The 23,206-nt window shown below is 73.9% G+C and carries 18 protein-coding genes and 1 pseudogene; 12 read left to right on the top strand and 7 right to left on the bottom strand.

Annotated features, from left to right (window positions below; translation table 11 throughout):
* Positions 1-27: 27 nt before the first annotated feature.
* From OG295_RS06940 to OG295_RS06925, 4 genes are all read left to right on the top strand, one after another.
* Complete coding sequence (locus OG295_RS06940; RefSeq protein ID WP_371676075.1) at positions 28-1,119, top strand: sensor histidine kinase; 1,092 nt, start codon at positions 28-30, stop codon at positions 1,117-1,119.
* Positions 1,116-1,778, top strand: a complete 663-nt coding sequence (locus OG295_RS06935; protein WP_371676074.1) for a response regulator — start codon at positions 1,116-1,118, stop codon at positions 1,776-1,778. The genes OG295_RS06940 and OG295_RS06935 overlap by 4 nt, the downstream gene beginning before the upstream one ends.
* Before the next feature lie 265 nt (positions 1,779-2,043).
* Entirely contained in the window at positions 2,044-3,144 is a 1,101-nt protein-coding gene (rsgA, locus tag OG295_RS06930) for a ribosome small subunit-dependent GTPase A (protein WP_371676072.1), read from the top strand.
* An 89-nt stretch (positions 3,145-3,233) separates the two neighbouring features.
* Positions 3,234-4,145, top strand: a complete 912-nt coding sequence (locus OG295_RS06925; RefSeq protein WP_371676071.1) for a DUF2199 domain-containing protein — start codon at positions 3,234-3,236, stop codon at positions 4,143-4,145.
* Here OG295_RS06925 and OG295_RS06920 read toward each other — a convergent pair.
* Positions 4,142-4,627 (bottom strand): DUF456 domain-containing protein, encoded by a 486-nt coding sequence (locus OG295_RS06920; protein WP_371676070.1) that lies wholly within the window; start codon positions 4,625-4,627, stop codon positions 4,142-4,144. The two genes, OG295_RS06925 and OG295_RS06920, sit on opposite strands and share 4 nt — an antisense overlap.
* A 24-nt stretch (positions 4,628-4,651) precedes the next feature.
* On the bottom strand, positions 4,652-5,629 hold the full coding sequence (locus OG295_RS06915) for a helix-turn-helix domain-containing protein (protein ID WP_266844118.1): 978 nt from the start codon (positions 5,627-5,629) through the stop codon (positions 4,652-4,654).
* 200 nt (positions 5,630-5,829) lie between these two features.
* Here OG295_RS06915 and OG295_RS06910 point away from each other — a divergent pair, with 200 nt between their 5' ends.
* Positions 5,830-9,591, top strand: coding sequence for a S8 family serine peptidase (locus tag OG295_RS06910; protein ID WP_371676068.1), 3,762 nt, complete (start codon positions 5,830-5,832; stop codon positions 9,589-9,591).
* Between the two features lie 130 nt (positions 9,592-9,721).
* The gene (locus OG295_RS06905) at positions 9,722-11,539 is read left to right on the top strand and encodes a cell division protein (protein WP_371676067.1); all 1,818 of its coding nucleotides are present in this window, start codon (positions 9,722-9,724) and stop codon (positions 11,537-11,539) included.
* Between the two features lie 146 nt (positions 11,540-11,685).
* On the opposite strand, the gene OG295_RS06900 is transcribed toward OG295_RS06905, so the two are convergent.
* Positions 11,686-11,901: a hypothetical protein gene (locus OG295_RS06900; RefSeq protein ID WP_267008500.1), complete on the bottom strand. Its 216-nt coding sequence runs from the start codon at positions 11,899-11,901 to the stop codon at positions 11,686-11,688.
* Between the two features lie 198 nt (positions 11,902-12,099).
* On the opposite strand from OG295_RS06900, the pseudogene OG295_RS06895 reads away from it, so the two are divergent.
* Together OG295_RS06895 and OG295_RS06890 are read left to right on the top strand one after the other, a co-directional pair.
* A pseudogene (locus OG295_RS06895) lies at positions 12,100-12,696 on the top strand (thiamine pyrophosphate-dependent enzyme); the annotation flags it as partial.
* A 132-nt stretch (positions 12,697-12,828) separates the two neighbouring features.
* Positions 12,829-13,266 (top strand): ATP-binding protein, encoded by a 438-nt coding sequence (locus tag OG295_RS06890; RefSeq protein WP_371676066.1) that lies wholly within the window; start codon positions 12,829-12,831, stop codon positions 13,264-13,266.
* 87 nt (positions 13,267-13,353) lie between these two features.
* Here OG295_RS06890 and OG295_RS06885 read toward each other — a convergent pair whose 3' ends face one another.
* Complete coding sequence (locus OG295_RS06885; protein WP_371676065.1) at positions 13,354-14,418, bottom strand: DUF2637 domain-containing protein; 1,065 nt, start codon at positions 14,416-14,418, stop codon at positions 13,354-13,356.
* Between the two features lie 192 nt (positions 14,419-14,610).
* Positions 14,611-15,486: a (2Fe-2S)-binding protein gene (locus tag OG295_RS06880; protein WP_371676064.1), complete on the bottom strand. Its 876-nt coding sequence runs from the start codon at positions 15,484-15,486 to the stop codon at positions 14,611-14,613.
* Between the two features lie 141 nt (positions 15,487-15,627).
* On the opposite strand from OG295_RS06880, the gene OG295_RS06875 reads away from it, so the two are divergent.
* Positions 15,628-16,305: a GntR family transcriptional regulator gene (locus tag OG295_RS06875; RefSeq protein WP_371676063.1), complete on the top strand. Its 678-nt coding sequence runs from the start codon at positions 15,628-15,630 to the stop codon at positions 16,303-16,305.
* Positions 16,306-16,352: 47 nt separating this feature from the next.
* Here OG295_RS06875 and OG295_RS06870 read toward each other — a convergent pair whose 3' ends face one another.
* Both OG295_RS06870 and OG295_RS06865 read right to left on the bottom strand, forming a co-directional pair.
* Positions 16,353-17,111 (bottom strand): hypothetical protein, encoded by a 759-nt coding sequence (locus OG295_RS06870; protein ID WP_371681124.1) that lies wholly within the window; start codon positions 17,109-17,111, stop codon positions 16,353-16,355.
* A 196-nt stretch (positions 17,112-17,307) separates the two neighbouring features.
* A complete protein-coding gene (locus OG295_RS06865) occupies positions 17,308-18,987 on the bottom strand; it encodes a PucR family transcriptional regulator (RefSeq protein ID WP_371676062.1) in 1,680 nt (559 codons plus the stop codon).
* A gap of 255 nt (positions 18,988-19,242) precedes the next feature.
* Between OG295_RS06865 and OG295_RS06860 the strand changes: the two genes are divergently transcribed.
* Genes OG295_RS06860 through pucD form a run of 3 tightly spaced genes read left to right on the top strand, consistent with a single transcriptional unit; the run spans position 19,243 to position 23,173 of the window.
* Positions 19,243-20,136 carry a xanthine dehydrogenase family protein subunit M gene (locus OG295_RS06860; protein WP_371676061.1) on the top strand — a complete coding sequence of 298 codons (894 nt, stop codon included), beginning with the start codon at positions 19,243-19,245 and terminating at the stop codon, positions 20,134-20,136.
* 2 nt (positions 20,137-20,138) lie between these two features.
* The gene (locus tag OG295_RS06855) at positions 20,139-20,771 is read left to right on the top strand and encodes a (2Fe-2S)-binding protein (protein ID WP_371676060.1); all 633 of its coding nucleotides are present in this window, start codon (positions 20,139-20,141) and stop codon (positions 20,769-20,771) included.
* 2 nt (positions 20,772-20,773) lie between these two features.
* Entirely contained in the window at positions 20,774-23,173 is a 2,400-nt protein-coding gene (pucD, locus tag OG295_RS06850) for a xanthine dehydrogenase subunit D (protein ID WP_371676059.1), read from the top strand.
* Positions 23,174-23,206 lie beyond the last annotated feature (33 nt).

Raw genomic sequence — 23,206 nt, 5'->3', positions numbered from 1 at the left:
GGAGGGGACCGCCTAGAGTGGGCAGACATGTCACACCGGCTGCCCGTACTCACGAACACGCAGGTCAGGGTGGCCGTCCTGGTGGCGGTCCTGGCCTGGTTCCTGCACGGCCTGCTCTTCCCGTCGCCCGGCACCGCCGCCGTCGCCTGCGGACTCGCCGGGCTGGCCCTGATCCTCCTGGGCGCCACGATCGCGGACGGCACCCCGGCCGGCGGATGGGTGCTGGGCGCGGGCCTCGCCGCCGCCTGCGCGACCGGCCTGCTGGCGCCCGCCACGCCCTGGGTCGTCCTCGTCTTCGTCGTCTGCGGCCTGGCCGCCGGACGCCTGGGCGGTGCCGTCAGCGCGCTGCTGCTCGGCACCGGACTGGCCGCCGTCCTCGCCGTCACCCTCCTGCGCGGCCGGGACACCTCCGAACTGTGGAACCTCGTCGGTCTCTGCGGGATGTACGCCTTCGTCCGCGCGGCCCGCTCCCGCAAGGCCGCCGCGGAAACCGAGCGCCAGCGCGCGCTCCTCGCCGAGCGCGCCCACGTGGCCCGCGAGGTCCACGACATCCTCGCCCACTCCCTCTCCGCCCAGCTCATCCACCTGGAGAGCGCCCGCCTGACCCTGGCCGCCGGACGCTACGAGGACGCCGCCGCGCTCGTCGACCGGGCCCGGGCGCTGGCCAAGGGCGGCCTGGAGGAGACCCGCCGGGCCGTCGCCGCGCTGCGGGGCGACGTACCGCCGCCCGGGGAGGCGCTGGCCGCCTTCGCCGAGGAGTACCGCCTCGCGACGGGCTCGGCGTGCGCCCTCACCGTCACCGCGGGCCCGCGCCCGCTGTCCGCCGAAGCGGCCCTCGTCGTGATCCGCACCGCACAGGAGGCCCTGACCAACGCGGGCAAGCACGCCCCCGGGGCCGACGTGGACATCACCCTCGCCCATCCCGGCGACCGCTACGAGCTCTGCGTCACCGACTCCGGGGGCACCGGGCCCGCCCCCGTGCCCGGACTCGGCTCCTCCGGGGGCGGATTCGGACTGGTGGGCATGGCGGAGCGGGCGGAACTCATCGGCGCCACCCTCGACGCCGGGCCGTACGGCACCGGTTTCCGCGTCCGACTGGAAGGACCCCTCGCACCGTGACCGCCGACAGCATCCCGACCCGCGTCCTGGTGGTGGACGACCAGACCGTCGTGCGCGAGGGCCTGGTGCTCCTGCTCGGCCTGCTGCCCGGCATCGAGGTCCTCGCCTCCGCCGCGGACGGCGCCGAGGCCGTCCGGCTCGTCGCCGAACACGCCCCCGACGTGGTGCTGATGGACCTGCGCATGCCCCGCGTCGACGGGGTCGAGGCCACCCGGCTCATCACCGAACGGCACCCCGGCACCGCCGTCGTCGTCCTCACCACCTACAGCGACGACGCGTCCATCATGGACGCCCTCAAGGCCGGGGCCCGCGGCTACCTCACCAAGGACGCCGACGCCGAGGAGATCGCCCGCGCGGTGGCCGCCGTCCGCGAGGGCGGCACCGGTCTCGGCCGGGCCGCGCAGGAACGCCTCGTCGCGGCCGCCGTGTCCGGCCCGTCGCAGCGCTCCCGCCCCACCGGCCTCCCCGACGGCCTGACCGCCCGCGAGGGGGAGGTGCTCACCCTGATCGCCGAGGGGCACTCGAACCCCGAGATCGCCCGCCGGCTGACGATCTCGGAGTCCACCGTCAAGACCCACATCAACAACCTCTTCGCCAAGACGGGCGTGCGGGACCGCGCCCAGGCCGTCCGCTACGCCTACCGGCACGGGCTGGCCTGAAAACCACGTCCGCGGTCGGCCGAAACAAATCGGTGGCTGCGCCGTACGGGGTGCCCTATGGTTTCGCACGTCAGGGAGCGCGGCGACGTGCCGCTCCCGCACAGGGAATCAGGAGGTGAGGACATTGATGACTGTCACGGAGACGGGCACGGCCCGCATTCAGGAGTTCATCATCGTTGCCACCTCCGTGGCCTCCGGCTGATCCCATACCTCTCCGCGCGCCCACGGGCGCGCGCTGCCGGGGCCACCCTGTGAAGGGTTCCCCTTGTCTCTCTCTTCTCTTTCCTCCCTCCCGCACGCCCTCACCGCCTTCGGCTGGGACGACGCGTGGGACGCGGAGTTCGCTCCGTACGCCGACCAGGGCCTGCTGCCCGGCCGTGTCGTCCGGGTGGACCGCGGGCAGTGCGACGTCATGACCGCGGACGGCGTCGTCCGCGCCGACACCGCCTTCGTCACCCCGCACGACCCGATGCGCGTCATCTGCACCGGTGACTGGGCCGCCGTCGAGGCGACCGGAAACCCGCGCTACGTCAAGGCGTACCTGCCGCGCCGGACCGCCTTCGTCCGGTCCACCTCCTCGCAGCGCTCGGAGGGGCAGATCCTCGCCGCGAACGTCGACTACGCGATCATCGCCGTATCGCTCGCCGGCGAGCTCGACCTCGGCCGCATCGAGCGGTTCCTCGCGCTGGCGTGGGAGTCGGGGGCGCAGCCGCTGGTCGTCCTCACCAAGGCCGACCTCGTCCCGGACCCGACCGCCCTCGGCTACCTGGTCCAGGACGTGGAGACCACCGCTCCCGGCGTCCCGGTGCTCACCGTCTCCTCCCACACCGGGGAGGGCACGGACGTGCTCGCGGCCGTCGCCGCCGGCGGCACGAGCGTGCTGCTCGGGGTCTCCGGGGCCGGCAAGTCCACGCTGGCGAACGCGCTGCTCGGCGCGGACGTCATGGACGTGCAGCAGACCCGCGAGGTCGACGGCAAGGGCCGCCACACGACCACCACGCGCAACCTCCTCGCCCTGCCGGGCGGGGGAGTCCTGATCGACACCCCCGGGCTGCGGGGCGTCGGGCTGTTCGACGCGGAGGCGGGGGTCGGGCAGGTCTTCTCGGAGATCGAGGAGTGCGCCGCCCGGTGCCGCTTCCACGACTGCGCCCACGAGGCGGAGCCGGGCTGCGCGGTACTGGCGGCCGTGGAGGCCGGCGAGCTGCCCGAACGCCGGCTGGAGAGCTACCGCAAGCTGATGCGGGAGAACCAGCGGATCGTCGCGAAGACGGACGCGCGGCTGCGGGCGGAGATCCGCCGGGACTGGCGCATGAAGTCGGCGGTGGGCCGCGCGAACTACGCCGCGAAGCGCAACGGCCGCGCCTGACGGGTCCCCCGGGGGTTCCCCGGGGCCGGGCGGGCCACGCGGCCCACCCGGCCCCCGCGGTGTTCGGGCACCGACCATAGGGTGCACGGGTGACCACGCATCTTCCCGCCTGCTCCTGCTGCGGTGAGGCGCTCCCCGACGGGCGCCGCATCGACTTCGGCTACCACCTGCCCGACGCCGCCCGCGGCCTGCCCGAGGAGGCCCTCCACCGGCTCGGGGTGCGCGCCCTGCTCCGGGTGGACGGCGGCGGCTCCTACATACGCTGCTTGCTGCCCGTCCGGCTGAGCCACGACACCGAGCTGGTCCTCGGCGCCTGGGTGGAGGTGGACGGGGCCACCCTGCGGCGGGCCCACGAGCTGTGGGGGGAACCCGGCTACGCCGGCTTCTCCTTCCGCGGCAGGTTCGCCAACCGGATCCAGCCGTGGGGGGACGACCTGCTGGGCGCCGAGCTCACCACCAGGGTCGCCGACCCCGACGAACTGCCCGTCGTCGTCGACGTGCGCCATCCGGTGGCCGCCCGCGTGGTGACGGAGGTCTGGGACCGGGACGAGGTCCTCAGCCGCTTCCCGTACCGGCTCCCCGTCGACGTGCGCACCGACCTCGGCGACCACTGGTCGGTGCTGCGCACTGCCGGACTCACCGCGTCCTTCGCCGACGGCGCGGACCGGTTCGACGGCCCCCACCGCACGGCGGCCGTCAACCTGATGCGGGACGACGTACCGGGCCGCGCCCCGGCGGACTTCCTCACCGCCGTACTGTCGGGCGCCCCCGACACGCGGCCCGCCCAGCGGGTGCGCGAGCAGCTGCCCGGCGGCGGCCTGCGGTACGCGTTCTGGACGACGCCGCAGGACAACGGCCGCCCCCGCCACGAGTTCTACGGGTTCACCCTGCACTCCTCCGGCAGTGCCGCCGCAATCCACTGCACCCACGAGGACCCCGCCGACCTGGCCTGGGCCCAGCACATCTGGCGCTCCCTCGCCCGCACGGCCACCACTGCCTAGGCCCCCGCCAGGACCGCGCCCAGCCACGCCGCCGCGACGCACAGGCACGCGACGAGTTCCACCAGCACGCTCGTGCCGACCGCCCGCATCACCGCCCGGACCGATGACCAGGCCTCCCCGTGCGTGCCCAGGCGGCGGCGTTCGCAGAGGTAGATGCCGCCCACGAAGCCGGGGACCGATCCCACCACCGGGATCAGGACGAAGCCCAGGAGCGCGCCCGTGCCCGCGTACACCGCCATGCGGCGGTTCGCCGCGGTGCCGCGCAGGCGGCGCGGCGGGAGGAGCCACTTGACCACCTGCACCACCAGCAGCAGGGCGGTCGCCGCGACCAGCAGGGTCCACGCGGGGGCGGACCGTTCGTGCAGCGCCCACCACAGCACCCCCGCCCAGACCAGCCAGGTCCCCGGTACGCCCGGGACCATCACCCCGAGCACCCCGAGCAGCAGCACCAGCCCCACCAGGAGCAGCTGAGGCAGATCCATCTGCCCAGCCTGACCGACCGGGGGCTATCGGGCCACCCAGCCCCGCTCGTACGCCTGCCAGCCGAGCTGGAGCCGTGTCGTGACCCCGGAGAGCTCCATCAGCCCCTTCACCCGGCGCTGCACCGTCCGCAGGCCCAGGTCCAGGTGCTTGGCCACGCTGGCGTCCGTCATCCCCGCCAGGAGCAGCGAGAGGATCTCCAGGTCGGTGGTGTCCGGGCCGCCGTCGCCCTCCTCCGCGTAGCCCGTGGTGCCCAGGCGCAGCGGGCGGGATTCCCGCCAGACCGCCTCGAACAGGCCCCGCAGCGACTCCAGGAGGCCGGAGGCGTGCACCACCAGGGCCGCCGGTTCCGCCCCCCGCGCGGTCAGCGGCACCATCGCCAGGGTGCCGTCGGCGATCACCAGCTTCGTCGGGACCTCGGTCGTCACCCGGATGTGCTCCCCGCGGGCCAGGGCCGTCCCGGCCTCGCGGATCCCGGTCGGCAGGGTGAGCACCTCCCGCTCGATGACCACCCGGTACGCGACGCCCCGGGCCGCCGCCCGTTCCTCGGCCTCGTTCTCCATGCCCGTCACCACCTGGGGCCGGCCGCTGACCAGCGCGCAGACCTCCGACACGGCGCCGAGCTGGATCTGGTGGAAGCGGTGTGCCACGGCGCTGGCCCCCGTCACCACCTCCACGAGGTCGTGCACCGCCGGTTCGGCCGCCTCCGCCCGGTACTCCTGCGCCAGCAGCGCCGCCGCCAGCTCCGCCCGTTCCAGTTCGTGCCGCTGCTGGGTGAGCAGGGCCCCGAGCGCGACGCCGGGCGGGGCGGCGACCCAGCGGCCCGGCCGGGCCGACGACTGCGCGGCGAGGCCGTGCCGTTCCAGGTGCCGCAGCGCCCGTTCGGTCTGCGGCACCGGCAGCGTCAGCCGGTGCGCGAGGTCCGGGACCTCCGCCGCCCCCAGTGCCACCAGTGCGCGGTACGCCGTCTCCTGGCCCTCGTCCAGGCCTATAGCACCCAGCAAGCCGTCCACCCCCATAGTCAGTGCCGTTCCTGGCGGGAAGCGGCCACGGCGCAAACCCGCCGCGGACATCATCTCCGCACCTCCCGCCGCTCTGCCAGGGTGACGCCACCGCAGCACCAACAACCTCCGGCCGGAAGGTACTTGTAGGGCCGTCATGCCCTGCAAACACGCCATTGGCCGGAATTCACCTTGGGAGAGCGATGCGCCCGATATCGCGCACGGCGCTGGGGGCGGCCACAGCGGCCGTCCTCGCCGTCACCGCCGTCGGCCCGTCCGCGGCACGACCGTCCGACGCGGTGCCCGGCGGGAGACCACTCGCCGGCAGTGCGGCGGCCGGCGAACGCCCGACCGCGCCCGTCACCGTCACCCTCGTCACCGGCGACCGGATCCTGGTGTCCACCGACGCCGCCGGCCGCACCGCCGCCACCGCCATGCCCCGCGCCAACGGCACCCAGCCCGTCGTCCAGACCCGCCAGAGCGGCCAGGACCTCTACGTCTACCCCGAGGGCGCCACCCGGGCGCTCGCCGCCGGCACGGTCGACCCGCAGCTCTTCAACGTCACCGGCCTCATCCGCCAGGGCTACGACGACGCCCACGCCGCGAAGCTCCCCCTGATCGCGGTCTACGACGGCTCCGTGAACGTGGCCCGCAGCGCCCCGCCCGCCCCGCGCGGCGCCGGCCGTTCCCTGGTCCTCGGCTCCATCGGCGCCGTCGCCCTCGCCGCCGACAAGGAGCACGCCGCCGAGTTCTGGGCCGACGTTTCGGCGGGCAGCCGTTCGCGCGCCGCGGGCGGACTGAAGAAGCTGTGGCTCGACGGCAAGGTGCGGGGCAGCCTGGAGCGTTCCACCAAGCAGGTGAACGCCCCCGCCGCCTGGGCGGCCGGCTTCGACGGCACCGGCACCAGGGTCGCCGTCCTCGACACCGGCACCGACCTGGAGCACCCCGACCTCAAGGGCCGCGTCGACGCCTCGCGGAACTTCACCGACTCCGACACCGACGCCGACCGCCAGGGCCACGGCACCCACACCATCTCCACCGTCGGCGGCTCCGGCGCCGAGAGCGGCGGAGCCAGGAAGGGCGTCGCCCCCGGCACCCGGCTGCTCAGCGGCAAGGTCCTCAACGACCAGGGCTACGGACTCGATTCGTGGATCATCGCCGGCATGGAATGGGCCGCCGAGTCCCAGGCCGACGTCGTCTCCATGAGCCTCGGGGACCCCTCCCGGACGGCCTGCGACGACCCCCTGGCCGCCGCCGCCCAGCGCCTCTCCGAGCACGGACCGCTGTTCGTCGTCGCCGCCGGGAACTCCGGCCCCGGCAACAACACCGTCTCCTCGCCCGGCTGCGCCCCCGGCGTGCTGACCGTCGGCGCCGTAGACCGGGACGACACCACCGCCGCCTTCTCCAGCCGCGGCCCCGCCGGACCCGGTCACACCCTCAAGCCCGAGATCGCCGCCCCGGGCGTCGGCATCTCCGCCGCCAGCATGGGCGGCCGCGGCGTGTACGCGTACCAGTCCATGTCCGGGACCTCGATGGCCACCCCGCACGTCGCCGGGGCCGCCGCCGTCGTCAAACAGCGCCACCCCGACTGGACCGGGCAGCAGGTCAAGGCCGCCCTCGTCGGCTCCGCGAACAGCGCCGTCCCCGGCGACGTCCGGGAGACCGGCGCGGGCCGCCTCGACGTCAAGGCCGCGGTCGACGCCACCGTCACCGGCGCCCCCGCCGTCCAGGGCGGCGCCCACCACTGGCCGCAGGACCGCGGCGACCGCACGGACGTCGAGGTCCCGTACACCAACACCGGCAGCGGGCCCGTCACCCTGAAGCTGTCGCTCGGCGAGGTCACCGGCAACGACGGCTCGGCGGTACGCGGCCGGGTCGCCCGGCTGGAGCGGAACACGGTCACCGTCCCCGCCGGGGCCACCGTCAAGGTGCCGCTCGCCCTCGACCCGGCCGTGAAGCTGGAACGCGCCCAGTACGGGGACGTCACCGGCCGCGTCCTCGCCACCGCCGACGGCGGCGTCCACGTCTCCACGCCCTTCTCCCTCTACGTCGAACCCGAGACGGTCACCCTGCGCGTCAAGCTGATCGACCGCGCCGGGCGGCCCGCCGCCGGCCCCTCGTCCCTGGACGTCATCGGCACCGACGACGCCACCGGCGAACGCCGCTTCAACGAAGGTTCCGCCGACCAGGTCTACCGGGTGCGCCCCGGCGCCTACTTCCTCTCGGCGTTCGTCGCCACCCCCGACGCCGGCGAGGGCGCCACCATGACGGACTCCCTCACCTACCTCGGCCGCCCGCAGACCGAGGTGCGGCGGGACACCACCGTCGTCCTCGACGCCCGCAAGGCCGGCCGCCTCACCGTCGAAGCGGACCGGCCGGTCGAGGCCCGCTCCACCACCCTCGCCTTCGCCCGGAGCTGGGGCGGGGTCTGGCTGCACGCCGGCACCGCCATGGGCGGCCGCACCGTCCGCGGCTACTACGCCGACGTCGAAGGCCGCGCCGAGGACGGCTCGTTCGAGTTCGGCAGCTACTGGCGGGCCGGAGCGCCCGTCCTCTCCGAACTGAAGGCGGTAGGCGGCCCCCTGCTGCACCCCGTCACCGCGTCCACCGGCAGTGACAACCTCGACGGGCACGGCAGCGCCCCGCTCGTCGACGCGGGCACCGGAACCCCCGGGGAGCTGGCCGCGGCCGGGGCCAAGGGGGCGGTCGTCCTCGTGAAGACCGAGGACGGCGGGCTGAACACCGTCGCCCAGGACGCGAAGAAGGCCGGGGCCGTCGCCGTGCTCGGCTTCCGCGGGGCCCCCGGCCGCTGGGTCCCCTCCACCGGCTTCGCGGGCGGCGCCCTGCCCGTCCTGGGCGTCGAGTCCGCCGAGGGCGAGGGCCTGCTGGCCCGCCTGGCGGCCGGCGAGGTCACCCTGGAATGGAAGGGCACCGCGAAGAGCCCGTACGCGTACTCCCTCGCCTTCCCCGAGAAGGGACGGGTCCAGGGCGGACACGCCTACCGGGTGCGCGACCGCGACCTCGGCCGGGTCGACGCCTCCTACCACTCCATGGGCGTCGCCTCCGACTTCATCGACCTGGCCGGCGCCTACCGGCCGATCGGCACCGCCGTCTTCTTCGGATCGATCGAGACCGTCGCCGTCCCCGGCACGAGGACGGAGTACTACACGGCCGGGGACACCGCCTGGGACCAGACCCTCTCCAGCAGCTTCCCCTGGGGCGAGTTCATGACGGGCGAGCAGCGCACCTACGCCGGGGGCGCCCGGACCACGGCCGTCTGGTACGACGGGGTGACCGCGCCGGTCGCCCCCCGCGACCGCGCCGGGAAGGAAGCACTGGCCGCCGAACGGCAGGGCAACCTGATCGGTTTCGCCCCGGCCATGTGGGGGGACGGCACGCACTACGCGCAGCCGGGTTCCTTCGGCGACATCGGCGGCCTCCGGCTCACACGGGACGGTGAGGTCATCGGGGAGAGCGGGTACCCGTTCGGGGTGTTCGAGGTCCCGGCCGGGGAGGGCCGCTACGAGCTGGTCCAGAACATCGAGAAGATCGGCCAGCCCGCCCGCACCTGGCAGCGGTCCACCGCCGTGCGGACCGCCTGGGGCTTCACCTCGAAGCTCGACCCCTCGGCGTACTCGCAGGGCCTGCCCGTCCTCTTCCCGCGGTACGACGCCCCGATGGACGGCCTGAAGACGGTCGCCGCGGCCGACGGACAGCGCATCGGACTGAGCGCCACCGGGCACGCCGGTTACGTGCCGGGGGCCCTGACCTCGGTGAAGCTGTCCTACGCGTACGACGGCGAGAACTGGACGCAGGCGCAGGTGCGCCACGAAGGCGGCCGGTGGACCGCCGTCGTGAACCACGCCGGGGCCTCCGGGAAGCCGGTGTCCCTGAGGGTCGAACTGACCGACGCGAAGGGGGCCACGGTCACCCAGACGGTCGAGCGGGCGTACCAAGTCCGCTAGTCCGTACGGGGAGTACGGGTCGTAAGGGTCGTAAGGGTCGGAACGGGAAGGGTCCACGGGGCGGCGGCCCGGTGGACCCTTTTCGTGAGTTCGGGGGTTTTCGGAGCCCGGGGAGGCCGACAATGTGGGCATGAGTCAGCAGGGCGCGGAGGACTGGTGGCAGAAGCTCTACGACGACCCGGACGCGGGGCCCGAACCTGACCCGGGGGACACCCTGGACCAGCGCTTCCGCTCCGCGGCGACCCTGATGACCGGCCCGGCCCCGGAGGTCCCCGCCGCGCGGCGGGGACCGGACGGCCGCCCCGAGGGCCCCGAGCCCCCGCGACACCCCGGCCCGCCGGGCCTCGTACCGCCCACACGCACACGACCGTCCCCCGACGGACCGCCGCCCCGACCCGCCGGGGACGACCCACGGCCGGCTCCGTCGGTGCCGATCGACTCTGACGTGCCGCCGGCCGTGGCGGTGCCGCCCGCGCGGCGTGCGCCGGAGCCGCCGACCGTGGGCCCCGGCGTGTCCGGCGGGTCGTCCGAGGAGCCCGGGGCGGAGCGGGACGGCGGGGTCACCGCGGGTGACCCGCCGTCGGGGCCGCCGGGTGTGCCCCCGGTTCCGCCGCCGCCCGTGCGGGGCGGGACGTCCGTCGTGCCCCCGCCGCCGTGGCCGCCCGCCGGGCCCGCGCGGGGCGGGGCTCCGGCCACGGGTCCGCAGCCACCGGCCCGGCCCGTCGGGGTGCCCGGGGACGTGCCCCCCGAGGGGCCGCCTCCGCCGGCCGGACCACCGCCGACGGACGGCTCCGGGATGCCGGCCCGGCCCGTGCCGGGGGAGCCCCCGGCCGCCGGGCCGTCGGCGCCGGAGCCGCCGGGGCGGGAAGCCCCGCTCCGGCCCGGTCCGGCGGATCCTCGGGTGGCCGGGGAGACCGGTTACGTGCGGGGGGACGTGGTGGTGCCGCCCGTCGAGGCCGGCGGCGCCCCGCCGGCCTGGCGGTGGCCCCCGCCGCCCGGGACGGCCGAGCCGGCGCGGGCGGCGCTGTCGGAGACGCCGGCGACGCCGGGCACGCCGGACGCACCGGACGCACCGGACGCACCGGAGTCCCCGTCGTACGGCCCGCGCCCGGCGGTCCGGCACCTCGGGGACCGGGCCCCCACCTACGCCCCCGAGCCCGGCGCCCTCCCCGCCGCCGACCCGGCCGCGCTGGACTTCCTCACCCCCGACACCGTCCTGGAGGGGGCCCGCTACGGCACGTACACCCTGCGTGCCGCCTCCCTGCGCGGGGACTCCGCTCGGTTCCGGGGCGAGGCCCGCCGGGACCTCCTGCTCACCGCCCGCTTCGGAGGCGGTGACGACGGCCTGGTCCTGGTGGTGCTGGCCGGCGGGGACCGGGCCGCGCCGGGAGCCCGGGAGGCCGCCGCCGAGCTGGGCCACTCCGTCGCCGCGGCCGTCGGCCGCAGCCGGGAGCGGCTGGCCGACGACATCCGGGCCGGCCGCCGCGAGGCCCTGCTCTCGGGTCTGCAGCGCCTCACCGACCGGGGCTACGGCCGGCTGCGGGCCCGTGCCGCCGAGCTGGGTCTCGCCGAGGAGGCGTACACCGCAGGACTGCGCGGACTGCTGCTGCCCCTGGACCCCGAGTGCCGGAACCGGGTCTGCTTCGGCGCCGGCGCGGGCGGGCTCTTCCGGCTGCGCGCGGGCCGCTGGCAGGACCTGGAGGCGGACGGGCCCCCGGCCGGAGGCTTCCGGTTCCGGGCCGCCGTGGCCCGTCCGGGCGACACCCTGCTGCTCTGCTCCGGCGGCCTCGCCGACCCGATGCGGGAGGAGGGCCTGCTCCCCGACGAGCTCGCCTCCCGTTGGTCGCAGGGCGAACCGCCGGGTCTCGCGGCCTTCCTCGCGGATACCCAGCTCCGCCTCAAGGGGTACGCCGACGACCGGACGGCCGCCGCGGTCTGGGAGGCGTGAGCGGGCGCCCGGGAAGGCGGTGGAGCACGCCCCGGTCGCGGCCCGGCCCACCGCTCCGTGCCGCGTATCCCGGTGTAGCCGTGATGTCGCAGTGTGCTCGTGCGGGAGCGCCCCGCGGCGCGTGGCTGCGGGGCGCCCAGTGGGCGTTAGTCGACCATCTGCCCGTCGCCCGTACCGCCGACGCACTTCATCCCGACCACCTTTCCGCCGCCGTCCACGCACTCACCCGGGGTGAGGCTTTCGGTGTGGGCGGTGGCGGTGGCGTTGTGGGTGGCGGCGGTGGCGGTGGCGGCACCTGTGAGACCGAGTCCGGCGAGGGCTGCCGTGGCGATGACGGCGGCGAGAGTTCGTCGAATGCGCATGTGGTTTCCCTTTCACGGATTGCCTCGGTTGGGGCACTACTCAGCTTGATCTTCACCCATGTGGGTGGCGCGTTTGGTTACTCCATTCGAGTGACACCTGCCGGGAGTGGGCCACCGGCGACGTGGGGACGGACACCGGTGCCGCAGGTCCGGGGCGACGTACGGGAGACGCTGCGCCCCGAACGCGCGGGTGCGGGCGAAGACGGCATGTGCAGCGTGTGGGCGGCGCGCTATCTTTCCCCGAACGGCAAGCGCCGCATCACCGGTTCCTTCAGCCCCGGCTCCATGGCCGATGTCCTCCCGCAGTCCACCGGCGCAGAGTTCACCGACCGGGGCCGTCAAGTGGTGCCGATGCCGGGTGACGGTGGTTGCTCCCTGCCGATGGGAGATTTCCTCACCCCCATGCAGTACGACCCGCCCGTCAAAGTGCTCCTGTTCAACAACTCATCGCTCGGAATGGTCGAGTTGGAAATGCCGGTTTCCGGCCTTTCCTCGTACGGAACCACGAACCGGAACCCGGATTTCGCCGCCATCGCCCGCGCGGCCGGCGCGTTCGGGGTTCGCGTGGAGAATCCCAAGCAGCTCACAGGGGCTTTGAGGCCTGCTTTCCGGCACCGGGAAGCCGCTCTGGTGGACGTGGCGACCGACCGCGACGCGCTGTTCGTTCCCCCCAGGATCAGCGCCGGAACGGTGACCGGATTCGCACTGTCCGCCAGCAAGATCGTGTCGGACGGCGGGGTGGGCCGGATGATCCGGATGGCTCGATCCAATCTGCGCAGCGTGCCCCGCCCCTGAGGGCGCAGGAGTGCGGACTGCCCCGGGGGGCATGAATTCCGCAGGCCTGTTCGAGCACGTGGGGAAAGCGGGAGGGGCATCGCCGTGCGGGTGGGGGCGAATACCGGGAAGCAGTGGAGAAGAGGGGGCCCGGTGGCGCGCGAGCCGTCCGTCGGGGACGGGGCGGCGAGGGCGGGTGCGACCGAGATCAGACGCAGCGTGCGCCGGGCCGATCTGAAGGCGGTCGGCGAGGTCCGCGGGGCCCTGCGGGAGCTGGTGCGGCACCACTGCCGCGCCGAGACCTCCGACGTGGCGGAACTGCTGGTCACCGAGCTGGTCACCAATGCCCTGGTGCACACCGAGCAGGGTGCCGAGGTGTCCGTGACCCTCGTCGCGGCCCGCCTCCGGGTGGAGGTGCGCGATTTCAACGCCCGCCGCCCCACTCCGTACGTAACGTCCGCCGACGACGGTACGCACGGCCGGGGGCTGGTCCTGGTGCAGGCGCTGGCCGACGCCTGGGGCGTGGATCCACTCGCACGGGGGCGCGGCAAGGTGGTCTGGTTCGAACTGGAGGCGCCTGCCCCGGCCTGAGCCGCGGGCCGGATCCCTGGTGTCCGCCGGGCCCGGACGCGCGACAGCGGGGCGCGACGCGCCCCGCCGACATGTGTGCGGTCCAGCTCATCCGAACTGCTGTTCGAGATCCTTCAGTTTGCGCTCCAGCGAGTCGAGCCGCGGGAGGGTCTGGGTGTCGTCCTCGGCCGTGAGGTCGACGGTCCGGGGAGCGGACGGGTCAGGTGATTCGCTTCCGTTGGTGTTCACGGCTTGCAGGGAGGGCCTTCGGCGCAGGGGCAGCTGTCCCGCTTCCGATATGGCCGGCTCCGCGCCGACCGGCGCGGAGCCCGATCCGGGGGCCAGCCCCGGCACGTCGACCTGGCGCGCGCGGGCCCGCCCGAACGCCCTGTTCTGCCGGCCCAGCGCCTTGATGTGGGCGCGGTCCAGGCGGTGCTGCTCCCGCCTGCGGTGCCGGTCGTTCTCCTTCTCCTTCTTGTCCTCGCGCACCTCGTCCACGGCCTCGTCGAGGGTGCGGACGCCCTCCAGCAGCATCAGCGACCAGGCGCCGAAGGTCTCCCGCGGGGCCCGCAGCCAGCGGACCATCCGGATCTGCGGCAGCGGACGCGGGATCAGGCCCTGTTCGCGCAGTGCCGCGCGGCGGGTCTGCTTGAGGGCGCGGTCGAAGAGCACGGCCGCCGAGAGCGACATTCCGGCGAAGAACTGCGGGGCGCCGTCGTGGCCCGAACCCCTGGGCGCGTGGACCCAGTTGAACCAGGCGGCCGCGCCCGCGAACAGCCAGACCAGCATGCGCGAGCCGAGGGCCGCGTCACCGTGGCTGGCTTCGCGGACGGCGAGCACCGAGCAGAACATGGCGGCGCCGTCGAGGCCGAAGGGGACCAGGTACTCCCAGCCCCCGGAGAGGTTGAGGTTCTGCCGGCCGAATCCGACCAGCCCGTGGAAGGAGAGCGCGGCGGCCACCGCCGCGCAGCAGAAGAGCAGGACGTAGGAAGCGGTCCCGTAGACGGCCTCCTTGCGGCGCCTGCGCTCCTCGCTGCGTTCCCAGCTGTCGTCGGCCGCGGCCTTCTCGCTCTCCCGCTTGCCCCGGGCCAGCACCGCCACTGCCGCAAGTACGCCCAGGATCAACAGGCTGCCGGGCAGCAGCCAGTCCAGCGATATGTCGGTCAGTCTCATGCGGTTGTCCCTTGCCTCGCGTATGCGGCTTTCCGGGCGCCATAGTGGCGCAGCGGGTCCGTGGTGCACGCGGGTTTCGGGGCAAGAGGACGCCAACGGGGGGCGGGGCCCGTCGGATAGGGTGTTGTGTCTCGAACTGGGTTGCGGGACAACCGAGTTGCGTTCGAATCAGCTTCATCCCTGGGGGTGGCTTCAGTCGGCGGCGGCCGCCGCCGCGAGCCGGCTGACCCGGTCCGTGTCGCAGGTGCGTGGGCAGGTCGTGCAGGTGTCCTCGGGGCGGATCGTGTAGAAGAAGCAGCAGCCGGCCCGGTCGCGGGTGGTCAGCTCCTCGCCGCCGGGGCCGGTCAGGGTGCGGAAGTCCGCGCCTCCCGTGTACGGAGCGGGCCCGCCGGGCAGCAGCCGCCGCAGTTCGGCGACGGCCCGCCGCTCCTCGCCGAACAGGCTCCCGAGGTACCAGAGGCCCTCGACGACCTCGTCGGTGACCAGCGCCCACCGGGCCCGGGGGCCGCGCCGCAGGCGGGGGCCGAAACCTTCCAGCAGCGGTCCGAGGTGCTGGGCCACCGCCGCCCGCACCTCTTCGCGCAGTGCCTCCTCGTCGGGGACCGTCCGGGCTCCGGGGAGGCCGGCCGCCGGATCGCCGGGCAGGCACGCGAACTCCTCGACGCGTACGGACATCCGGCCCTCCGTCCGGTGGAAGGCCACCCGGTCCACCGGCAGCCGGGGCACCCGGCGCTCCAGGAACCAGGGGACGGTGATCAGCAGGCAGGCCGGCCAGGCGTAGCGGTGGAGGCCGAAGCCGGCCGCCACGTCGGGCCGCGCCGGGCGCCCGTAGTCCCGCAGCACCTGGTCCGCGTCCCAGGAGAGGTGGTCGTCGAGGGCCGCGCCGCCGGCCGCGAGCTCGTCCGCGCCGACCCATCCCGCACCGCGGGGGAGGGGTTCGCGCGCGTCGCGCTCGTCGATGCGCAGGCCCGGGTAGACGGCGGTCAGGCGTCCGTACGCCGCCGCCACCGGAGAGCCGGCCGGGGCGGGTGCGGACGGGAGCAGGACGTCGGCAGCCGGGCCGGTCATGACGCATCACCGAATCACACGATCGTTGGAAGGTAAGCCTAACCTTACCCGATCTTCGTGCCCCGTACGCCCACGGCACCCCCGTCACACCGGGGGAATTCACCTATCCTCGGTACCGGTCGAGACCTGGAGGAGGACCGAGTGCACGAAGCGGCCCACGCCCCGGTGTCCGAGGAGCCACTGGTGCCCGCGCAGAAGGTGCTGCGCCATTCGGTGCGCGGGCAGATCCTGGACGCGCTGCGCGCGGCCCTCGTCGACGGGGAGCTGGCACCCGGGCAGATCTACTCGGGCCCCGCGCTCGGCGAGCGCTTCGGGGTCTCCGCGACCCCCGTGCGCGAGGCGATGCAGCAGCTGGCGCTGGAAGGCGCGGTGGAGTGCCTGCCCAACCGGGGCTTCCGGGTGCTGTCCGGCACCCCGCGCGCGCTGGCCGAACTGGCCGAGGTCCGCGCCCTGCTCGAAGTGCCGGTGATGCTCCGGCTGGCCCGCACCGTGCCCGCCGCCACCTGGGAGGCCCTGCGTCCGGCGGCCCTCGCCACCGCGGAGGCGGCCGCCGCGGGCGACCTGCCGGGTTACGCGGACGCCGACCGGGCCTTCCACCGGGCGGTGCTCTCCCTGGCGGAGAACACCCAGCTGGTACGGATCGCGGAGGAGCTCCACCGCCGGGCGCAGTGGCCCCTGCCCGGCGCCCCGCGGGTGCGCCGCGCCGACCTCGTCGCCGACGCGGCGGAGCATTCGGCCCTCCTGGAGGCCCTGATCGCCCAGGACCTCCCGGTGGTGGAGTCACTCGTACGGGAGCACTTCGCGGGTTCCGCCGGCTGACCCGGGGCTCCGGCCGGGGCAGGCCGGGTCAGGCAGGCCGGGCCGGGTCAGGCAGGGGACGGGGCCAGCTGGTCCGCGAGCCAGGTGGGGATGCCGCCCAGCAGGTGGAACAGGCGGCGGGCCTCCGCGCGCAGCCGGGTGGCCTCCGGCTCCGGTTCCGCCTCGGCCAGCGCCGCCAGTGCCGGGGCGGTGCCGACCAGGAATCCCAGGTCCTCCCGGATGCGCAGGGACTCCGCGAAGCCCTTGCGCGCCTCGGCCATCTCGCCGTCGCGCAGGGCCAGAGCGGCCAGGTGCCGCCACGTGAACGACAGCAGCAGGGTGTCCCCGTGCGCCTCCGCCCCCGCGTGGGCCCGGTGGTACGCCGGACGGGCCGCCTGCGGGGCGTCGGCCAGGTGTTCGGCGACCAGTCCGCGCCGGAAGTCCAGCAGCGGCCGGCTGCGCGAGGTGGGCGCGAGCAGGGCCGCCGCGCGGCCGAGCGCCGAGCGGGCCTCGTCGGCCCGGTCGCGGACGCCGAGCACCGTGGCGGCGTAGGCCAGTTGGCCCCGTTCGCAGGCGGCGGCGCCGCGTTCCTCGTCGTCCCGGGCCACGGCTTCGGCCACCCGCAGGGCGTCCTCCGCCTCGGCCCAGCCCTGACCGGTGAACAGGCACCGTTCCACCAGGAGCGCGGTGCGCTGCACCGCCGCCCGGGCCTCGCTCGCGTGCGGCGTCAGCAGGGCCGCCGCGTCGGTCCAACAGCCGCGCGAGCGCAGCCGCCATATCGCCCGCTGGAGGGGGTCGTCGCCCCCGGTTGATCCCGCACCGGACATGGCGGTATCCGCCACATTGCCCTCCCCGAAGCAACCAAGCAGCACGTCTTTGAGCCCTGGGGCGAAATGAGAGCACGGATCGGCTGCCTCGGCCAAGGGGTCGGGTGAACTCTTTCACAAAGTCCGGACGGCTCGTCAGCCGTCTCACGCCGTCCCCTCGGCCCCCTCCCTGTTCAGGAGGGCGGGGCCTGCGGAATCAGCTCATCCGCAGGGCGAGGAAGAAGTCGAGCTTGTCCTCCAGCCGGGAAAGGTCGCGCGCGGTCAGCTGCTCGATTCGCCCGACCCGGTAACGCAGCGTGTTGACGTGCAGGTGCAACCGGGTCGCGCAGCGGGTCCAGGAGCCGTCGCAGTCGAGGAAGGCCTCCAGGGTCGGGATGAGCTCCGCGCGGTGGCGGCGGTCGTAGTCGCGCAGCGGGTCCAGCAGCCGGGCCGTGAAGGCGCGGCGCACGTCGTCCGGGACGAACGGCAGCAGCAGCACGTGCGAGGCGAGCTCGTGGTGGCCGGCGGCGCAGACCCGGCCAGGCCGGGCCGCGGCGACCCGGCGGGCGTGCCGGGCCTCCTCCAGCGCCCCGCGCAGCCCCTCCGCGGAGTGCACGGCCGCGCTGACGCCGAGGGTGAGCCGCCCGTCGTCGGCCAGACCGGCCGCCAGGGGCTCGCGTACGGCCGCCAACAGCGCGTCCGCGTGGAGCGCGGAGTCGGGCCCCTTGTCCTCGCCGGAGTCGCCGGAGAGGGCCGGCAGGGGCACCAGGGCGATGGCCTCGTCACCCGAGTGGGCGACCGCGATCCGGTCGGAGGGTTCCGGCCCGGACATCGACGGGTCGACCAGGATCTCCTCCAGCAGCGACTGGGCCACCGGGCCGCCGGGGATGTCCCCGCCGTCCCAGTCCACCCGGGCCACGACGACCTGCCAGTGCGGGGCGGCGCCCAGGCCGGGCAGCAGCACGGGCGCGGCCACCCGCAGGCGGGCGGCGATCTCGGCGGGCGGGGCACCCGTCTGGACCAGTTCGAGGACTTCCTGTGCGAGCCGGCGGCGCACCGTGCGGGCGCCGTCGCGGCGGTCCCGCTCGACGGCGATCAGCTGGGTGACGCCCTGCAGCAGGTCCAGGCGCTCCGCGGGCCAGTCGCCCGCGTCGGCCTCGACGGCCAGCAGCCAGTCCGAGAGCACGCTCTCGCGCACGTCCCGGGCGGCGGGACCCGCTGGTCCGCGCCCGTGTCCCCTGATCGGGAACAGGGAGTAGGTAATACCCTGGATGGACATCCGGTGCGGGCCCCTGCGGCCGGTCCGGACCGCCGCGAGGTGTTCGCTCGCCAGCGTCGCGCAGATGCCCGGAGCCAGTGGTTCCCCGGCCCCGGCGATCTGCCTGCCGGTGGGGGAGAGCACCCAGGCCCGGAGATCGAGGTCCGTGGTGAGCAGATCCAGCACCACATCGGGTCCGCCGCCCGCGGGACCGGATGTCATCAGGCGCCGGTGGCGGTCCACGACGGCCGCGAGATCGCCCGCGCGCTCCCCGGAGACCTGCCGCACCACGTACTCCGTGATGGTGGCGAATGCAACGTCCTCATTGACCGCGAAGAGCGGGAGCCGGTTGCGCCGACAGGCTGAAACGAGATCGTCCGGGATGTCTCCCAGCTCCGCCTCGCCGGCCGCGAGGCCCGCGACCCCGGCGCTCGCGAGGATTCGTACGAACGGCTCGGAGTCGGCTGAATTTCTTCGCCAGGCCAGGCCGGTGAGGACGAGTTCGCCCCCGGATAGGTATCGGCTGGGATCCCTCAGGTCGGTCGTCATGACCCCGCGGACCGTCCGGTCGAGTTCTTCCTCGCCGCCCAGCAGCCGCAGCCCCAGCGCCTCGGTTTCCAGCAGTGCGCGCAGCCGCATGATGTCGCCGCCGATCTGTCTCGAATGTTGCCGTTGGAAATCGGGCAGGTCGTCGCATCCTGCCTTTCATACGAATCTACAAGACGAGGGAGGCCGTCAGCCAACTCCTTCATGGTTTCGGTGACTGCACCCGGGAGACGCGCGGCTTGTGTACTGGCTACACACCGCGTTAACGGCACGTGAACGACCAGTCGAGGGCCATCGGTCTCCTGGCTTGAAATGAACTACCCCGATTGAGAATGAAGAGAGCCGCACATGGACTTCCTTCGCCCCGCCAGCTGGGAGGAGGCGCTCGCCGCCAAGGCCGAGTACCCGACAGCTGTGCCCATTGCGGGTGGCACCGACATCATGGTCGAGATCAACTTTGACCACCGCCGCCCGGAATACCTCCTGGACCTCAACCGCATCGAACTGCTGCGGGAGTGGGAGGTCGGCGAGGAGGTCACCCGGCTCGGAGCCTCCGTCCCGTACACCCAGATCATGGAGAACCTGCGCGGAACGCTGCCGGGTCTCGCGCTCGCCTCGCACACGGTCGCGTCCCCCCAGATCCGCAACCGCGGCGGTGTCGGCGGCAACCTCGGTTGCGCCTCGCCCGCCGGTGACTCCCACCCCGCGCTGCTCGCCGCCGACTGCCGCGTCGAGGTCGAGTCGGTACGCGGTTCCCGGCTGATCCCGATCGACGAGTTCTACACCGGCGTCAAGCGCAACGCGCTCGCCGCCGACGAGCTCATCAAGTCGGTCCACATCAAGAACGCCACGGGCCCGCAGCAGTACTCCAAGGTCGGCACGCGCAACGCGATGGTCATCGCGGTCTGCGGCTTCGGCCTGGCCCTGCACTCCGACACCCGCACCGTCCGTACGGGCATCGCCTCCGCCGCCCCGACCCCGATCCGGGCGAAGGCCGCCGAGGAGTTCCTGAACGCCGCGCTCGAAGAGGGCGGCTTCTGGGACAACGGCAAGGTCATCACCCCGTCGATCGCCAAGCAGTTCGGTGAGCTCGCCTCCGGCGCGTGCAACCCGATCGACGACGTCCGCGGCACGGCGAAGTACCGCCGCCACGCGGTCGGCATCCTGGCTCGCCGCCAGCTCGTCTGGACGTGGGAGCAGTACCGCGGCACCACCGGCCGCCCGCTCGAAGGGGCTGCGTAACCATGCGCGTCAATTTCACCGTCAACGGTCGTCAGCAGGAAGCCGACGACGTGTGGGAGGGCGAGTCCCTCCTCTACGTGCTGCGTGAGCGCCTGGGCCTGCCCGGTTCGAAGAACGCCTGCGAGCAGGGCGAGTGCGGTTCCTGCACCGTCCGCCTCGACGGCGTGCCGGTCTGTTCCTGCCTGGTCGCGGCCGGTCAGGTCGAGGGCCGCGACGTCGTGACCGTCGAGGGCCTGGCCGACTTCGCCAAGCAGCGTGCCGAGCACGGCCACGGCGGTGCCTGCGGCACCGGCGGCGGCTGCGGCGGCAAGGGCGTCTCCACCGACGAGGCCAAGCGCTGGTCCGCGCACGGGTCCGGCAGCGGGCTCCCCCCGCGGGCCGGTGACTCCCAGACGGGTGAGGGCGTGGAGCTCTCCGACATCCAGCAGGCGTTCATCGACGCCGGCGCCGTCCAGTGCGGTTTCTGCACCCCGGGCCTGCTGGTCCAGGCCGACGAGCTGCTGGAGCGCAACTCCGACCCGTCCGACCAGGACATCCGTGAGGCCCTGTCCGGCAACCTCTGCCGCTGCACGGGTTACGAGAAGATCCTCGACGCGGTCCGCCTCGCGGCCGCCCGTCAGGGAGAGGCGCTCTGATCATGGCCAACACCCGCACCACGCCGTCCGGTACCCCGACGAACGTCACCCAGAAGCACGCCAAGGGCGGCATCGGCGAGTCCACGCTCCGCCCGGACGGCACGCTGAAGGTCACCGGTGAGTTCGCGTACTCCTCGGACATGTGGCACGAGGACATGCTGTGGGGCCAGACCCTGCGCAGCACCGTCGCGCACGCCGAGATCGTCTCCATCGACATCTCCGAGGCGCTGGCGATGCCCGGCGTCTACTCGGTCCTGACGTACGACGACCTGCCGGCCGAGATGAAGAACTACGGCCTGGAGATCCAGGACACCCCGGTCCTCGCCCACGGCCGGGTGCGTCACCACGGCGAGCCGGTCGCCCTCGTGGCCGCCGACCACCCGGAGACCGCCCGCCGCGCGGCCGCCAAGATCAAGATCGACTACCGGGAGCTGCCGCTCGTCACCGACGAGGCCTCCGCCCTCGCCGCCGATGCGCCGCTGATCCACGAGGGCCGCGACGACCACCACGCCGGTCACGTCCCGCACCCGAACGTCGTGCACCGCCAGCCGATCGTCCGCGGCAACGTGGAGGAGGCCCGCAAGCGCGCCGACGTCATCGTCGAGGGCGAGTACACCTTCGGCATGCAGGACCAGGCCTTCCTCGGCCCGGAGTCCGGTCTGGCCGTGCCGACCGAGGACGGCGGTGTCGACCTCTACGTCGCCACCCAGTGGCTGCACTCGGACCTCAAGCAGATCGCCCCCGTCCTCGGTCTCCCCGAGGAGAAGGTCCGCATGACGCTCTCGGGCGTCGGCGGTGCCTTCGGCGGCCGCGAGGACATCTCGATGCAGATCCACGCCTGCCTGCTGGCCCTGGCCACCAACAAGCCGGTCAAGATCGTCTACAACCGGTTCGAGTCCTTCTTCGGCCACGTGCACCGTCACCCGGCGAAGCTCTACTACGAGCACGGCGCCACGAAGGACGGCAAGCTCACGCACATGAAGTGCAAGATCGTCCTGGACGGCGGCGCGTACGCGTCGGCCTCCCCGGCGGTCGTGGGCAACGCCTCCTCCCTCTCCGTCGGCCCGTACGTCATCGACGACGTCGACATCGAGGCGATCGCCCTCTACACGAACAACCCGCCCTGTGGCGCGATGCGCGGCTTCGGCGCCGTCCAGGCCTGCTTCGCGTACGAGGCCCAGATGGACAGGCTCGCGGCGAAGCTGGGCATGGACCCGGTCGAGTTCCGCCAGCTCAACGCCATGGAGATGGGCACGATCATGCCCACCGGCCAGGTCGTGGACTCCCCGGCGCCCGTCGCCGAGCTGCTGCGCCGGGTCAAGGCCCGCCCGCTGCCGCCGGAGCGCCAGTGGGAGTCGGCCGGCGAGAGCGCGGACGTCCGCGCACTGCCCGGCGGTCTCTCCAACACCACCCACGGCGAGGGCGTCGTCCGGGGTGTCGGCTACGCGGTCGGCATCAAGAACGTCGGCTTCTCCGAGGGCTTCGACGACTACTCCACCGCCCGCGTACGGCTGGAGGTCATCAACGGCGAGCCCGTCGCGATGGTCCACACGGCCATGGCGGAGGTCGGCCAGGGCGGTGTCACCGTCCACGCGCAGATCGCCCGTACCGAGCTGGGTGTCACGCAGGTGACCATCCACCCGGCCGACACGCAGGTCGGCTCGGCCGGTTCCACGTCCGCCTCGCGGCAGACGTACATGACCGGTGGCGCCGTGAAGAACACCTGTGAGCACGTCCGCGAGGCGCTGCTGGAGCTGGGCCGCCGCAAGAACGGCTCGTACCACCCGGCCTGGGCCCACGCGGAGCTGCTCCTGGAGGGCGGCAAGGTCGTCACCGACGGCGGTGAGGTCCTCGCGGACATCGCCGACATCCTGGAGGACGAGGCGATCGACCTGGAGCTGGAGTTCCGGCACCGGCCGACCGTGCCCTTCGACCTCAAGACCGGTCAGGGGGACGGCCACGTCCAGTACACCTTCGCCGCGCACCGCGCGGTCGTCGAGGTGGACACCGAGCTCGGCCTGGTCAAGGTCGTCGAGCTGGCGACCGCCCAGGACGTCGGCAAGGCCCTGAACATGCTCTCCGTGGTCGGCCAGATCCAGGGTGGTACCACCCAGGGTCTCGGCGTGGCGGTCATGGAGGAGATCATCGTGGACCCGAAGACCGCGAAGGTGCGCAACCCGTCCTTCACGGACTACCTGATCCCGACGATCCTCGACACCCCGGCCATCCCGGTCGACGTCCTGGAGCTCGCCGACCCGAACGCGCCGTACGGCCTTCGCGGTCTCGGTGAGGCCCCCACCCTGTCGTCCACCCCGGCCGTCCTCGCGGCGATCCGGCAGGCGACCGGTCTGGAGCTCAACAAGACGCCGATCCGTCCGGAAGCCCTCACCGGGACCCTCTAGGACGGCCGGTCCGGGGGCCGCGAGGCCCCCGGA

This window comes from Streptomyces sp. NBC_01276 (genome assembly GCF_041435355.1).
Lineage (GTDB): Bacteria > Actinomycetota > Actinomycetes > Streptomycetales > Streptomycetaceae > Streptomyces.
The sequence above is the reverse complement of the archived record's forward strand: the minus strand, read 5'-3'. Positions and strand labels throughout refer to the sequence as shown.

What these genes read in the sequence shown, in the direction of transcription:
- OG295_RS06940 (WP_371676075.1), top strand. Translation starts at nt 28, where the DNA reads ATGTCACACCGGCTGCCCGTACTCACGAACACGCAGGTCAGGGTGGCC.
- OG295_RS06920 (WP_371676070.1), bottom strand. Translation starts at nt 4,627, where the DNA reads ATGGATCTGCCTCAGCTGCTCCTGGTGGGGCTGGTGCTGCTGCTCGGG.
- OG295_RS06910 (WP_371676068.1), top strand. Translation starts at nt 5,830, where the DNA reads ATGCGCCCGATATCGCGCACGGCGCTGGGGGCGGCCACAGCGGCCGTC.
- OG295_RS06905 (WP_371676067.1), top strand. Translation starts at nt 9,722, where the DNA reads ATGAGTCAGCAGGGCGCGGAGGACTGGTGGCAGAAGCTCTACGACGAC.
- OG295_RS06900 (WP_267008500.1), bottom strand. Translation starts at nt 11,901, where the DNA reads ATGCGCATTCGACGAACTCTCGCCGCCGTCATCGCCACGGCAGCCCTC.
- OG295_RS06885 (WP_371676065.1), bottom strand. Translation starts at nt 14,418, where the DNA reads ATGAGACTGACCGACATATCGCTGGACTGGCTGCTGCCCGGCAGCCTG.
- OG295_RS06880 (WP_371676064.1), bottom strand. Translation starts at nt 15,486, where the DNA reads ATGACCGGCCCGGCTGCCGACGTCCTGCTCCCGTCCGCACCCGCCCCG.
- OG295_RS06870 (WP_371681124.1), bottom strand. Translation starts at nt 17,111, where the DNA reads ATGTCCGGTGCGGGATCAACCGGGGGCGACGACCCCCTCCAGCGGGCG.
- OG295_RS06865 (WP_371676062.1), bottom strand. Translation starts at nt 18,987, where the DNA reads ATGCGGCTGCGCGCACTGCTGGAAACCGAGGCGCTGGGGCTGCGGCTG.
- OG295_RS06860 (WP_371676061.1), top strand. Translation starts at nt 19,243, where the DNA reads ATGGACTTCCTTCGCCCCGCCAGCTGGGAGGAGGCGCTCGCCGCCAAG.
- OG295_RS06855 (WP_371676060.1), top strand. Translation starts at nt 20,139, where the DNA reads ATGCGCGTCAATTTCACCGTCAACGGTCGTCAGCAGGAAGCCGACGAC.
- pucD (WP_371676059.1), top strand. Translation starts at nt 20,774, where the DNA reads ATGGCCAACACCCGCACCACGCCGTCCGGTACCCCGACGAACGTCACC.